We start from the raw sequence: 13,865 nt of genomic DNA, 5'->3' as shown, positions 1-13,865 counted from the left end.
GGCTCCGGACCTAGAGGCCGACCTCCGCCATCAGCATGCCGACCTCGGTGTTCGACAGGCGGCGCAGCCAGCCCGACTTCTGGTCGCCCAGCGTGATCGGGCCGAAGGAGACGCGCACCAGCTTGTCGACCGGGAAGCCGGCCTCGGCGAGCATGCGGCGCACGATGTGCTTGCGGCCCTCGTGCAGGGTCACCTCGACGAGGTAGTTCTTGCCGGTCTGCTCGACGATGCGGAAGTGGTCCGCCTTGGCGTACCCGTCCTCGAGCTGGATGCCGTCCTTGAGCCGCTTGCCCAGGTCACGCGGGATCGGGCCCACGACGTGCGCGAGGTAGACCTTCTTCACGCCGTACTTGGGGTGGGTCAGCCGGTGCGCCAGCTCGCCGTGGTTGGTGAGCAGGATGACACCCTCGGTCTCGGTGTCGAGCCGGCCCACGTGGAAGAGCCGCGTCTCGCGGTTCGTCACGTAGTCGCCGAGGCACTGGCGGCCTTCGTTGTCCTCCATCGTGGAGACCACACCGGAGGGCTTGTTCAGCGCGAAGAACTGGTACGACTGCGTCGCGACGGTCAGGCCGTCGACCTTGATCTCGTCCTTCTCCGTGTCGACACGGAGACCCTGCTCCAGGACGATCTCGCCGTTGACCTCGACCCTGGCCTGGTCGACCAGCTCCTCACAGGCGCGCCGGGAGCCGTAGCCCGCTCGCGCGAGGATCTTCTGCAGGCGCTCGCCCTCCTCCTCGGCACCCGGGAAGGTCTTGGGCAGCTTGATGTCGGGCTTGCCCGCGTACCGGTCGCGGTTGCGCTCCTCGGTCCGCGTCTCGTACTCACGGGAGCGCGCGTTCTCCGTCCGGCCACCGCGCTGCTGGCCCTGCTTGGGGCCGCCCTTGGCGCCGCCGCGCGCCGAGGCGCCGCGCCCGGACTTCGGGCCTTCGTGCGTGCCCCCGGGGCCTACGTCGTAGCGACGCTCCTCGGGACGGGGCTTGCTGGGACGCTTCGGCTGGTCGTCGCGCCCCGCCTCGCTCCTCGGCTGGGAGCCGGTTCCGCGCGAGCCGGCGCTCCCGCCGGACCCACGCGAGCCGCCGGTCCCACGCGGGCCGCCACCTCCGCCGGTCCCACGGGAGTTGCCGCCGCTTCCGCGCGGGCCGCCACCTCCGCCGGTCCCACGTGAGCTGCCGCCGCTTCCGCGCGCACCGCCGCTCCCGCCGGATCCCTGCGGGTTGCCGCGCCCGCTGTTCCTGCCGCTGCCACTGCCACTGCTTCGCATCAAAGTTCCGTCGTCGTCGTGTCGTCTGCGTCTGTATCCGGTGCATCCGGATCGAACGACGGGACCCCTTCCAGCGTCTCTGCTTCGATCGCGTCCGCCTCGGGGAGGAAGGGCGCGAGCTCCGGGAGCTCGTCCAGACCGCGCAGGCCCATTCGCTCCAGGAAGTAGTTCGTCGTCGTGTACAGGATCGCACCTGTTTCGGGTTCCGCGCCCGCCTCCTCCACCAGACCCCGCTGGAGAAGGGTGCGCATCACGCCGTCGCAGTTGACTCCGCGGACCGCGGAGACCCTGGAACGGCTGACCGGCTGGCGGTACGCGACGACGGCGAGCGTCTCCAGAGCCGCCTGGGTGAGACGGGCCTGCTGCCCGTCCAGGACGAAGCGCTCGACGGCGGCCGCGTACTCGGGCCGGGTGTAGAAACGCCAGCCGCCGGCGATCAGCCGCAGCTCGAATCCGCGCCCCTGGACGGTGTAGTCGTCGGCCAGCGCGCGCAGGGCGTCCGCGATCTGCCGCTTGGGCCGCTCCAGTATTTTCGCGAGGTGTTCCTCGGTCGCGGGTTCGTCCACGACCATCAGGACGGCCTCCAGGGCGGGCCTGAGGTCGAGGTCGGCGACGGTGCGCGGCCCCGCGGGGGTCTCCATGGTGTCCTCGCTCACGTCTTCTCCTCCGCGGGCTCCCCGGGTTCCTTGGTCGCCCGTCCGTTCCCGTCGTCCGCCGGCTCCGCGGGCCGGTCGAACTCGTCCGTCACCCTCGGCCCGCCCTCGCCCTCTCCGCCCGTCCACCGCACCATCAGGTCCCCGAGTGCCTCCTCCTGGTCCAGGGCGACGGCCTTCTCCCGGTAGAGCTCCAGCAGGGCCAGGAAGCGGGCGACGACGGTGAGGGTGTCGTCGGTGTCCTCGACGAGCGTCCGGAAGCTGGCCTCGCCCAGTTCCCTCAGCCGCGCCACCACGATCCCCGCCTGCTCCTGCACGCTGACGAGCGGCGCGTGGATGTGGTCGATGTAGACCTGCGGCCTGGGCTTGGGCTGCATCGCCTTCACGGCGAGCTTGGCGAAGCCCTCCGGCCCGATGCTGATGACCACTTCGGGCAGCAGCGCGGCGTGGTGCGCCTCCAGGCCGACGGTACGCGGGTAGCGGCGGGCCTCCTCGTCGAGCCGGGCGTTGAAGATGTCGGCGATCTGCTTGTACGCGCGGTACTGGAGCAGCCGTGCGAAGAGCAGGTCCCGTGCCTCCAGGAGGGCAAGGTCGGCCTCGTCCTCGACCTCGGCGGTCGGCAGCAGGCGGGCGGCCTTCAGGTCGAGCAGGGTCGCCGCGACGACCAGGAACTCGGTCGTCTGGTCGAGGTCCCAGTCCGGGCCCATCGCCCGGATGTGCGACATGAACTCGTCGGTGACCTTCGACAGCGCGACCTCGGTGACGTCGAGCTTGTGCTTGGAGATGAGCTGGAGCAGCAGGTCGAAGGGCCCCTCGAAGTTCGAGAGCCGCACCTTGAAGACACCGTCGTCGACCGCGTCGGCCACGTCGGCCACGTCGGCCACGTCGGCCACGTCACTGCCCGCTGTCCCGGCCCCGTCGGGGGCCGTGACGAGCGTGTCGGAGCCGGCAGTAGCCACCGGGCCCGGCACCGCCGCAGCGTGGGCCGCGCCGGTCTCGGACACGGGGGCCGGCGCTCGCGGAGGCACACCGGCCGCGGCACGGGAAGCGGGCGCGACAGCGGACCCGGCAGGACGCGCGAGGGGCTCGGCCCCTGCTCCGTTCGTCCGATCGGCCCGGTCGGGCCCGACGGACCCCCCGGACCCCTCAAGCGCCTCGGCGGCCTGTGCGGGCCCCTGGAGCGCCTCGGACCGTCCGGCCGGGCTCGCGGGCCCGGCGGACGCGTCCGGGTCCTCTGGGAGCGCCTCAGGCGGTTCGGCGGGGATCTCGCGTCGGACGCCCGGGGCCTCGGGCGCTCCCGACTCCTCGAGGGAGGGTTCGACGGACGGCTCGTGCGGCCCGATGGACGGGCCGTGCGGGTCCGGGGACGGCGAAGGCCGGGCCCCATCGGGCGCCGGCGCCGTACCCGGCCCTCGCCCCAGCGCACGCCGACGGCCGCCGGAGGCGGCGGTCGGAGGCGGGTCGTTCGAGGTCATAGCCGTCGCAGGCTACCGCTACCGCCCGCGCAGACGTCGTACGAGGATGCTCGCGTCCCCTCGGGATTCCAGATCCGCGAGGACGACGGCGACCGCCTCGCGGACGATCCGCCCGCGGTCGACGGCGAGCCCGTGCTCACCACGCAGGACCAGGCGGGCGTGTTCGAGGTCTATCAGTTCCTCGGCGGACACGTACACCGTGATCTTCTCGTCGTGCCGCTCCCGCCCGGTGGGCCGCCGGTTGGCGGCGGCTCGCCCCCGCTTGCGGGACGACTGCCCCGCTGCGGCGGAGGCGGCAGAACCTTCCTGCGCCTGCGGTCGCCGCCCCGAACCGTCCGGAGCACCACCCCGGCTGCGGGACTCCCCCGCGCCGGAGGACTCGGCGTCGGCGGCGACGTGTTCGTCGCCCTCGCCGTCACCGCCCTGGACGGGTACCGAATGCGGTGCGTCCTCCCCGGCGGCCGCCGCGTCGCTCTCGCCGGCCGGAGCCGGCACCCGGGCCTCGCCGTTGGTCCGGCGCGAGGGTGTGGACGACTGGAGCGCCATTCCCCCGGTGGTACGGAACAGTTCGTCGGCCCCCGGCAGACTCACTCGGCGGGACACCGGGCGAGCACCTCCCTGGCGAGCTGGCGATAGGCGGCGGCACCGACGGAGTTGGAGGCGTACGTGGTGATCGGCTCACCGGCGACGGTGGTCTCCGGGAAGCGGACGGTCCGGCCGATCACGGTGTGGTAGACGTGATCGTCGAAGGCCTCCACGACGCGTGCGAGCACCTCACGGCTGTGCACCGTGCGGGAGTCGTACATCGTCGCGAGGATGCCGTCGAGTTCCAGATCGGGGTTGAGCCGCTCCTGGACCTTCTCGATGGTCTCCGTGAGCAGCGCGACACCGCGCAGCGCGAAGAACTCGCACTCCAGCGGCACGATCACCTTGTGGGCGGCCGTCAGCGCGTTCACGGTGAGCAGACCGAGCGAGGGCTGACAGTCGATCACGATGTAGTCGTAGTCGGCCATCAGCGGCTTCAGGGCCCGCTGGAGCGTGGACTCGCGCGCGACCTCGCTCACCAACTGCACCTCGGCGGCGGACAGGTCGATGTTGCTGGGCAGCAGGTCCATGTTCGGGACCGCCGTCTTCAGGAGCACCTCGTCGGCCGCCATGCCCCGCTCCATGAGCAGGTTGTAGACGGTGAGGTCGAGCTCCATCGGGTTGACGCCGAGTCCCACGGACAGCGCGCCCTGCGGGTCGAAGTCGACGAGGAGCACGCGGCGGCCGTACTCGGCGAGGGCCGCGCCCAGGTTGATGGTCGACGTGGTCTTGCCCACGCCGCCCTTCTGGTTGCACATCGCGATGATCGTCGCGGGGCCGTGGCTGGTCAGCGGACCCGGGATCGGGAAGTAGGGCAGCGGGCGCCCCGTCGGGCCGATGCGCTCACGGCGCTGGCGGGCCGCGTCGGGCGCGAGCGTGGCCGCGTACTCCGGATCGGGCTCGTACTCGGCGTCGGGGTCGTAGAAGTGCCCCTCGGGCAGTTCGTCGTAGTCGGCGAAGTGGGTGTGGTTCTCGCCACTTCCGTTGCCGGCCATGGCGTTCACGTGATGGCCATCCATGCTCTGGTGTGCTGGCTGGGTCAGCCCTGTTCTGCGGGGACTCTGGTGGGCTGCGAAGGTGCGGACAGCGACGGAGCCGACAGCCTCGAGCCCCGTGGGGTTCTGGCCCCGCGCCGGCATTCCTGGTTGACCACCCCCGGGAGTAAATGTCGACTCATTCACAAGTCGTCTTACCTCCTTGGTGACCAGGAAACTTCTCGATAGGTCAGCGTGGCACCATGCCGACGGTTGGCGACTCTATGGCGTGTCACCGCTCCGCAGCAACACAATCCGCCGGACCCGACCCGATGTGTCGGCAACCGAACACCCCTCTGTCAAGGGCGTAAGGCCGTCGCACAGCAGGTTTCACCGGTGTGCGAATCGGTTAAAGAGTTACGTTCGTGGCGAGTTGAACGAGTGTCGCAAAGTGACCCGACACACACCCGGCCGGACCTTGTCGGGCAAGGTCCGGCCGGGTGCGCGGTGTTGACGACCCGTGTTGACGTATCGCCTTTTGTCGGCCCGGAGTCGACCTGAAAAGTCGACTCTCGGAGCCTCCGTCGGTCCTAGCTGAGCAGGCTCTCCAGTGCGACGTGGTCCAGGCCGAGGGCCTCCGCGACCTCGCGGTAAACGACCTTGCCGTCATGGGTGTTGAGGCCCTTGGCCAGGGCGTTGTCGCGGCGCAGGGCCTCGACCCAGCCGCGGTTGGCGAGCTCGACGATGTACGGCAGCGTCGCGTTCGTCAGCGCGTACGTCGAGGTGTTGGGCACCGCGCCGGGCATGTTGGCGACGCAGTAGAAGACCGAGTTGTGGACCGTGAAGGTCGGCTCGGCGTGCGTGGTGGGACGCGAGTCCTCGAAGCAGCCGCCCTGGTCGATCGCGATGTCGACAAGGACACTTCCCGGCTTCATCCGCGAGACGAGCTCGTTGGTGACCAGCTTCGGGGCCTTGGCACCCGGGATGAGCACGGCACCGATCACGAGGTCGGCCTCGAGGCAGGCCTTCTCCAGCTCGAAGGTGTTGGAGACGACGGTCTGGATCTTCGTACCGAAGATCTTGTCCGCCTCCTTGAGCTTGTTGATGTCGCGGTCGAGCAGGGTCACGTGGAAGCCCATGCCGATGGCGATCTGCGCGGCGTTCCAGCCGGAGACGCCGCCGCCGATGACGACGGCCTTCGCGGCGAGCACGCCCGGGACACCGCCGGGCAGGACACCGCGGCCGCCGTTGGCGCGCATCAGCTGGTAGGCGCCGACCTGCGGGGCCAGCCGGCCCGCGACCTCGGACATCGGGGCGAGCAGCGGCAGCGCCCGACTGGGGAGCTCGACGGTCTCGTACGCGATCGCCGTGGTGCCCGACTCCAGCAGGGCGTCCGTGCACTCCTTGGAGGCGGCGAGGTGCAGGTACGTGAAGAGCGTCTGGTCCTTGCGGAGACGGTGGTACTCCTCCGCGATCGGCTCCTTGACCTTGAGCAGCAGGTCGGCGGTGGCCCAGACCTCGTCGGCGGTGCCGAGGATGCGCGCACCGGCGGAGACGTACTCGTCGTCCGTGATCGAGGAGCCGACACCGGCGTTCTGCTCGACGAAGACCTGGTGGCCGTGGCGCACCAGCTCGTGCACGCCGGCGGGGGTGATGGCCACCCGGAACTCGTTGTTCTTGACCTCGCGGGGGATGCCGACCTTCACGTCGATCACGGTCCTTGGCTCAGAGGGTTCGGGGCTATGCATGCCGAGGCGATGCAAGCCAGGCGATGCATGTCATACCCGGCATACGGGAGCACACCGGGAGACACCACGGAAGAACGCGGCGGAGCCAGTCTAATGAAGGGATTTTTTCTGTCTAGCCTTTCAATGCATCAATCTTCCGAGGATGCACTACGGATTTCGCAGGCATTAGCGTCCTGTTCCGGGTCGATTGCGCTCTCCGGGAGCTCATCTCCCAGCATGCGCTCGGCAGCGGCGCGGTGCAGCCGGGCGGCCGCGGGGTCGCCGAGCCGGTCCAGGGTGTCGGCCAGCCGGAGCTGCAGCGCGGCCTGCAGCCGTACGTCGTCCGCACGGCGTGCCCACTCGACGGCCTCCTGGCAGGTGCGCAGCGACTCCTCGGGCCGTCCGGCGTACTCCTGGACGCGTGCGGTCTCGCTCAACGCGCGGGCCTGCGCGGCGACATCGCCGTTCTTGCGGTGCCCGGCGACGGCGGAGCGCCAGTTGACCAGCGCCTCGCCGTAGCGGCCCGCGTAGGTGTGCGCGGTGGCGATGCGTCCGTACAGCCGGGCGGCGTCCACCCGCTCGCCGCGGGCGAGCCGCTCGGCGAGGGCCCGGCCGTACCAGTCGGCGGCCCGGTCGTAGTCGCCCAGCTCCTGGTGGGCGCCGCCTACGGATTCCATCGCGCGGCCGGTCGCGTACGGGTCGTTCGCCTCCCGTCCGGCGTCCAGCGCGGCCCGGTAGCGGGCGAGGGCGTCGGTCGTCCGGCCGGTCTGCGCGTCGAGGTCGGCGAGGTTCAGCAGGGCCGCGGCCTTCTCGCGGGGCAGTTTCCGGCGCTCGGCGACGTCCAGGACGAGCCGGTGGATGCCGTACAGCTCGGGTGCGGCGGCCTGTGTGCCGAAGTGGGCGACCATGGCCCGCACCAGGGCGGCCATCAGCCGCCGGGCGAGGGTGTCCAGCTCCCCGTCGGCGACCGCGAGCCGGGCGGAGGCCAGCAGTGCGGGCTTGCGGACGCTCAGCCAGTCCTCGGCCGCCCGGGGGCTCGGGAAACGCAGGGCGCGCGGCAGCCCGGCGAGCTTCTCCTGGGCGGGCGAGCTGTCGGTCTCGGTGATGGCACGGCAGGACACCAGCAGCCGTACGGTCCGTTCCAGCATCCGCGCGCGGGCCAGCTGCACCTCGGCCGGCCGGTCGTGCGCCTCGATCAGGCCTTGGAGGAGCGGCTGGAGGCAGCCGGGGACCTCGTACTGCGGCAGCGGCGCCGGGACCGCCCGGAGCAGGCCGAGGGCGGCGAAGTCGTCGAGCGTGGTGCGGGCGGCCTGGACCGAGCAGCCGGCCAGCGCGGAGGCCGTGTGCGGGTCCACGAGGCCCGCGGGCGCCAGGCAGAGCAGGCGCAGTATCCGCGCGGCCGTGCTCGGCAGCGAGGTGTAGGCGAGCCGGAAGACGCGGGCCAGGGCGGTGCCGTCCTCGCCCTCGGAGCGCAGGTGCTTGGCGAGATCGGCCACGGCGGACGCCGGGCGCGCGGCGAGCCAGCCGCCGGCGAGCACCAGGGCGGCGGGCTGGCCCGCGCAGAGTTCGACCAGCCCCTCGGCGGCGAGCGGGTCCACGGTGATGCGCACCGAGCCGGTGAAGTGGCCGAGGAGTTCGAGGGCGGACTTGGTGTCCAACCCGCCGAGGGTGCAGGGGCGGACGTCGGCGATCCCGGTCAGCGGCCCGTCGGACACGGCGACGACCAGGCAGTCCGGGGAGTCGGGCAGCACCGCGTCGACCTGCTGGGCGTCGGCCGCGTCGTCGAGGACGAGCACCGCCCGGCGGACGGCGAGGGCCTCGCGCAGCCGTTCGCCGAGATCGTCCGCGCCGGCTCCGGGGGGCGAGGGCAGACCGAGGGCTGTGAGCAGCTCCCGCGCGGTGGACTCGGTGGGCACCTGGGTGCCGTCGGGTTCGGTGAGCCGGGCACGCAGTATGCCGTCGGGGTAACTCTCGGCGACCTGCGCGGCGAGTTCCGCTGCGAGCGCGGTGCGGCCCGAGCCGGGTTTCCCGGCGATCAGGAGAACCCGCGCGCGGGGCGCCTTGCGGCCGGACAGCGTGTCCAGCCCGGCGCGTTCGATGTCGGCCCGGAGTTCCTTCAACTCTCTGGTACGGCCCAGGAACTGACTCTCCGTAGGAGCGGACCCGGCAGCCGGGCGCCGCCCCTTGGCCGACACCTTCGTGCCGCCGTCGTCCACTGCCTGATCCGCCACGGGCCACACTCCCGTTCCACTGCGCGCGCAAGCCCGCCGGGACTCCGGTTCGGGCGTTTCCAGAGCCTAGTTCACGCTCTGCGACGATCTGGGAGGAGCGCGACGGGGGCGTCCCCCGATCGGATCAGGCGATCGTAGGACCGGTACCTCCGGACGGGTGGACGCTCCCCGTCCGGAGAGTGGCGGGCGGAGCCGGTGTCAGGCCTCGAAGGGGCGCGCCGGCCACGGCGCCTCGGCGGGACGCAGCGCGTCCAGCCCGTCGCCCTGACGCGCCGCGACGAGCGAGAGAACGCCCACGACCAGGCAGTTGTTGTGCAGCTCGCCGGCGAGGACACCGCGGACGAGGTCGTCGAGGGGAACGCGGGCCAGCTCCATGTCGGCCTCCTCGTCCTCGACGTCGAACCGCTCGCCCTCGGCCTCGGAGAGGTCGCGGGCGAGGAAGATGCGGACGGCCTCGTCGCAGCCGCCGGGCGTGGTGTACACGTCGCTCAGCACGCTCCAGCTCTCGGCCTTGACGTGCGCCTCCTCGTACAGCTCGCGCTGCGCGGCATGGAGCGGGTTCTCACCGGGGATGTCGAGCAGCCCCGCCGGGATCTCCCACAGCTTCTGGCGCACGGGGTGGCGGTACTGGCGCAGGACCAGCACGCGGCCCTCGTCGTCGAGGGCGAGGACGGCCACGGAGCCCGGATGGACCTGGTAGTCGCGGCGCGCGACGGACCCGTCGGGCATGACGACGTCGTCGGTGCGTACCGAGGTCTTGTTGCCCTTGAAGGGGGTCTCGGTCGCCCGGACCTCCCACTCCTCGGGGGTGTCCTTGATCGTCATGGTCTGTCCTCCCACACGTGCCCAAAGAAGCCGGTCCGTCGACGGAGCCGGGGCGCGACCTGCGGATTCACCCGCGGGTCCGCGCCCCGGCCACCGTACAACCCTTGTGTTACTTGCCCGTCTTGCGCTCCACCGCGGCCTTGACCAGGCCCGCGAAGAGCGGGTGCGGCCGGGTCGGGCGGGAGCGCAGCTCGGGGTGTGCCTGGGTCGCGACCAGGTACGGGTGGACGTCGCGCGCGTACTCGACGTACTCGACGAGCTTGCCGTCCGGGGAGGTGCCGGAGAACTGCAGACCGGCCTTCTTCTCCAGCTCGGCGCGGTAGGCGTTGTTCACCTCGTAGCGGTGACGGTGGCGCTCCTCGACGTACTCCTTGCCGTCGTACACCTCGCGCACGATCGAGCCCTCGGCGAGCTTGGCCGGATACATGCCCAGCCGCATGGTGCCGCCCATGTCACCCTCGCCGGCCACGATGTCGAGCTGCTCGGCCATCGTGGAGATGACCGGGTGGCCGGTGGCGGAGTCGAACTCGGTGGAGTTGGCGTCCGGGATGTCGGCCAGGTTCCGCGCGGCCTCGATCACGATGCACTGCAGGCCGAGACAGAGGCCGAGCAGCGGGATCCCGTTCTCGCGGGCGTACTGGATGGCGCCGACCTTGCCGGACACGCCGCGGTCGCCGAAGCCGCCCGGGATGCAGATCGCGTCGACGTCACCGAGCTGTCCCGCGGCACCCGCCGCGGTCTTGCAGTCGTCGGAGGTGACCCACTTGATCTTGACGCGGGCCTTGTTCGCGAATCCGCCGGCGCGCAGCGCCTCGGTGACCGAGAGGTAGGCGTCGGGCAGGTCGATGTACTTGCCGACGAGCGCCATGGTGATCTCGTGGACGGGGTTGTGGACGCGGTCGAGCAGGTCGTCCCACGCCGTCCAGTCCACGTCGCGGAACGGAAGGTCCAGCTTGCGGACGACGTAGGCGTCCAGGCCCTCGGTGTGCAGGACCTTCGGGATGTCGTAGATGGACTTGGCGTCGATGCACGCGACCACGGCCGCCTCGTCGACGTCGCACATCAGCGAGATCTTGCGCTTGATGGCGGTGGGCACCTCGCGGTCGGCGCGCAGGACGATCGCGTCCGGCTGGATACCGATGTTGCGCAGCGCCGCCACCGAGTGCTGGGTGGGCTTCGTCTTCAGCTCGCCGGACGGGCCGATGTACGGGAGGAGCGAGATGTGCACGACGAACACGTTGTCGCGGCCGACCTCGTGGCGGACCTGGCGGACCGTCTCCAGGAAGGGCAGGGACTCGATGTCGCCGACCGTGCCGCCGACCTCGGTGATGACGACGTCGACGTCGTCGGTGGCCATCCGGCGGATGCGGTGCTTGATCTCGTTGGTGATGTGCGGGATGACCTGCACCGTGTCGCCCAGGTACTCGCCGCGCCGCTCCTTGGCGATGACGGTGGAGTACACCTGGCCGGTGGTGACGTTGGCCGAGCCGTCGAGGTCGACGTCGAGGAAGCGCTCGTAGTGACCGATGTCCAGGTCGGTCTCGGCGCCGTCGTTCGTGACGAACACCTCACCGTGCTGGAACGGGTTCATGGTGCCGGGGTCGACGTTCAGGTACGGGTCGAGCTTCTGCATCGTGACCCGCAGACCGCGCGCCTTGAGCAGCGCGCCCAGGCTGGAGGCCGTCAGTCCCTTGCCGAGGGAGGAGGCGACACCCCCGGTGACGAAGATGTGCTTGGTCGTCGTGGCAGTGCTGTTTCGGAAAGCAGCGGGCGGCATGGCCAAGAGGGGGCTCCCGTGGTCGCGGTCTGGGGTGCGTACCGGCGTGGAGTCCGGAGATTTCCGGAGGCGCCGTCGCTGCGGTTCGGGGGTTTCTTGCCCACCGGTCCACGGGCTACCAGGGTATCAGCGACCGAACGAGGCTGCTTCCGGCCACGCTCCGCGCACACCTCGGCACACACCCCGCACACCGCTCACTCGATCGGCCCAGCCGGGTTGCCGGGAGCGGCACGCGGATCTTCCACGTGCGTCGTATCCTGCTCGGACACTCGCTGCCGAGTCCCGCCGGTACACGGCATCATCCCGTCCGTATCCGGAACAAAGAGGGCTTGTCAGTTCGTTTCGAGACGACAATCGGATCGCCCATCACACTGAAACGGACGCTCCGCAGCGACGTACGAACTACGTCCCCCCACCTCCGATCCTCCGCAGTACCGAACTTCCGCATTGCCTACTTTTCCGCACTACCTACGTTCCCTTGACCGCAAGAGCGACCGCCCCGTGCAGGGGCGCCGTGGCCGTTCGACTGGAGATGCACGTGGCCGGGCGCATCGAGGACTACGCACTCATCGGAGACATGCAGACAGCCGCGCTGGTCTGCCGGGACGGCACTGTCGACTGGCTGTGCCTGCCCCGCTTCGACTCCCATGCCGTCTTCGCAGGACTGCTCGGCACGGAGGAACACGGATTCTGGCGGCTCGGGCCCGCCCACGCGGCCGACGCCGAACCCCCCGCGGCGGCGCGCCGCAGGTACCGCGGCGACTCACTCATTCTCGAATCCGAATGGGACACCCCGCGCGGCACGGTCCGCGTGACCGATTTCATGCCCCCGCGTGACGGCGCCCCGCAGCTGATCCGGATCGTCGAGGGCGTCACCGGCCGGGTGCCGATGCGCTCCGCGCTGCGGATGCGTTTCTCGTACGGCCGCGTGGTGCCCTGGGTGCACAAGCACGAGGGCCGCACGGTCGCCGTCGCCGGACCGGACTCGGTCTGGTTCGACACGGACTGCGAGACGTACGGCAAGGATCTGACGACGTACGCCGACTTCACGGTGGCGCCGGGCGACCGGATCGCCTTCACGATCTCGTGGGAGCCCTCGCACAAGGAGCCGCCCGCGCTGCCCGAGCCGGAGCAGTCCCTGGAGGCGACCGAGGACTTCTGGCGCGACTGGGTCGACCAATGTACGTACCACGGCCCCTACCGCGAGGCCGTGGTGCGCTCCCTGATCACGCTGAAGGCGCTGACGTACGCGCCGACGGGCGGCATCGTCGCCGCGCCGACCACGTCCCTCCCGGAGGAGATCGGCGGCGTCCGCAACTGGGACTACCGCTACACCTGGCTGCGCGACGCGGCCATCACCCTCTCCTCGCTGCTGCGCACCGGCTACCGCGAGGAGGCCCGCGCCTGGCGCGAGTGGCTGCTGCGCGCGGTCGCCGGTGACCCGGAGAACCTCCAGATCATGTACGGCATCGCAGGGGAACGTGAGTTGGGCGAGGCCGAGCTCGACTGGCTTCCCGGGTACGAGGGTTCGACTCCGGTCCGCGTCGGGAACGGCGCGGCGCACCAGCTCCAGCTCGACGTCTACGGCGAGGTCACCGAGGCCCTGCACCTGGCCCACATGACGGGCCTGTCCCGCAACGACTACGCCTCGCTGCTCCAGTTGAAGCTGATCCGCTATCTGGAGGACCACTGGGACCAGCCGGACGAGGGGATCTGGGAGGTCCGCGGTCCACGCCGGCACTTCGTGCACTCCAAGGTGATGGCGTGGGTCGCCGTCGACCGCACGATCAAGCTCATCGAGTCCGGTGACGCCGACGGCCCGCTGGAGAAGTGGCGCGAGCTGCGCGACGACATCCACCGGGACGTCTGCGAGAAGGGCTACGACAAGGAGCGGAACACGTTCACGCAGTCGTACGGCTCCAGGGAGCTGGACGCCTCGCTGCTGCTGATCCCGCAGATGGGCTTCCTGCCGCCGGACGACAAGCGCGTGATCGGCACCATCGAGGCGATCCAGCGCGAGCTGTCCACCGCGGACGGCTTCATCCTGCGCTACCCGACGACCGGGGGCGACGCGGGCGTGGACGGTCTGGAGGGCGACGAGGGCGCGTTCCTCGCGTGCTCGTTCTGGATGGCCGACGATCTCGCGATGATCGGGCGGGTCGACGAGGCCCGCAAGCTCTTCGAGCGCCTTCTCGCCCTGCGCAACGACCTCGGCCTGCTGGCCGAGGAGTGGGACTCGCGCCTGCAGCGCCAGGTCGGGAACTTCCCGCAGGCCTTCAGCCACGTGCCGCTGATCGACACGGCCCTGCGGCTCACCGCGAGCGGGGCGTACGGCGGCTGATCCCGGCCGGATTGGG

At 70.8% G+C, this 13,865-nt stretch carries 10 protein-coding genes; 1 reads left to right on the top strand and 9 read right to left on the bottom strand.

Annotated elements, in window-relative coordinates; genetic code table 11:
- Positions 1–10: 10 nt before the first annotated feature.
- The 9 genes from ACIRQH_RS18595 to ACIRQH_RS18555 all read right to left on the bottom strand — a co-directional run bounded on the left by ACIRQH_RS18595 (position 11) and on the right by ACIRQH_RS18555 (position 11,508).
- The gene (locus tag ACIRQH_RS18595; protein ID WP_358820541.1) at positions 11–1,261 is read right to left on the bottom strand and encodes a pseudouridine synthase; all 1,251 of its coding nucleotides are present in this window, start codon (positions 1,259–1,261) and stop codon (positions 11–13) included.
- The gene (gene scpB / locus ACIRQH_RS18590; protein ID WP_081223620.1) at positions 1,261–1,917 is read right to left on the bottom strand and encodes an SMC-Scp complex subunit ScpB; all 657 of its coding nucleotides are present in this window, start codon (positions 1,915–1,917) and stop codon (positions 1,261–1,263) included. Before scpB ends, ACIRQH_RS18595 begins: the two co-directional genes overlap by 1 nt.
- Positions 1,914–3,257 (bottom strand): segregation/condensation protein A, encoded by a 1,344-nt coding sequence (locus ACIRQH_RS18585; protein ID WP_404226791.1) that lies wholly within the window; start codon positions 3,255–3,257, stop codon positions 1,914–1,916. The genes scpB and ACIRQH_RS18585 overlap by 4 nt, the downstream gene beginning before the upstream one ends.
- A 150-nt stretch (positions 3,258–3,407) precedes the next feature.
- Complete coding sequence (locus ACIRQH_RS18580) at positions 3,408–3,992, bottom strand: hypothetical protein (protein WP_388869044.1); 585 nt, start codon at positions 3,990–3,992, stop codon at positions 3,408–3,410.
- Positions 3,977–5,113: a ParA family protein gene (locus ACIRQH_RS18575; protein WP_358820538.1), complete on the bottom strand. Its 1,137-nt coding sequence runs from the start codon at positions 5,111–5,113 to the stop codon at positions 3,977–3,979. The genes ACIRQH_RS18580 and ACIRQH_RS18575 overlap by 16 nt, the downstream gene beginning before the upstream one ends.
- Positions 5,114–5,538: 425 nt before the next feature.
- The gene (ald, locus tag ACIRQH_RS18570; RefSeq protein WP_358820537.1) at positions 5,539–6,663 is read right to left on the bottom strand and encodes an alanine dehydrogenase; all 1,125 of its coding nucleotides are present in this window, start codon (positions 6,661–6,663) and stop codon (positions 5,539–5,541) included.
- A gap of 161 nt (positions 6,664–6,824) precedes the next feature.
- A complete protein-coding gene (locus ACIRQH_RS18565) occupies positions 6,825–8,906 on the bottom strand; it encodes a tetratricopeptide repeat protein (RefSeq protein WP_388869048.1) in 2,082 nt (693 codons plus the stop codon).
- Positions 8,907–9,104: 198 nt separating this feature from the next.
- On the bottom strand, positions 9,105–9,731 hold the full coding sequence (locus ACIRQH_RS18560; RefSeq protein WP_388869051.1) for an NUDIX domain-containing protein: 627 nt from the start codon (positions 9,729–9,731) through the stop codon (positions 9,105–9,107).
- 109 nt (positions 9,732–9,840) lie between these two features.
- Complete coding sequence (locus ACIRQH_RS18555) at positions 9,841–11,508, bottom strand: CTP synthase (RefSeq protein WP_388869106.1); 1,668 nt, start codon at positions 11,506–11,508, stop codon at positions 9,841–9,843.
- Between the two features lie 538 nt (positions 11,509–12,046).
- On the opposite strand from ACIRQH_RS18555, the gene ACIRQH_RS18550 reads away from it, so the two are divergent.
- On the top strand, positions 12,047–13,849 hold the full coding sequence (locus ACIRQH_RS18550) for a glycoside hydrolase family 15 protein (RefSeq protein ID WP_358820576.1): 1,803 nt from the start codon (positions 12,047–12,049) through the stop codon (positions 13,847–13,849).
- The last annotated feature ends 16 nt before the right edge of the window (positions 13,850–13,865 follow it).

The organism is Streptomyces sp. NPDC102279 (assembly GCF_044766365.1).
Lineage (GTDB): Bacteria > Actinomycetota > Actinomycetes > Streptomycetales > Streptomycetaceae > Streptomyces.
This window is presented reverse-complemented; position numbering and strand designations above follow the sequence as displayed.

Bases quoted from the DNA above. Each gene is read 5' to 3' on its own strand.
- ACIRQH_RS18555 (WP_388869106.1), bottom strand. From the start codon at position 11,508: ATGCCGCCCGCTGCTTTCCGAAACAGCACTGCCACGACGACCAAGCAC.
- ACIRQH_RS18595 (WP_358820541.1), bottom strand. From the start codon at position 1,261: ATGCGAAGCAGTGGCAGTGGCAGCGGCAGGAACAGCGGGCGCGGCAAC.
- ACIRQH_RS18575 (WP_358820538.1), bottom strand. From the start codon at position 5,113: ATGCCGGCGCGGGGCCAGAACCCCACGGGGCTCGAGGCTGTCGGCTCC.
- ACIRQH_RS18560 (WP_388869051.1), bottom strand. From the start codon at position 9,731: ATGACGATCAAGGACACCCCCGAGGAGTGGGAGGTCCGGGCGACCGAG.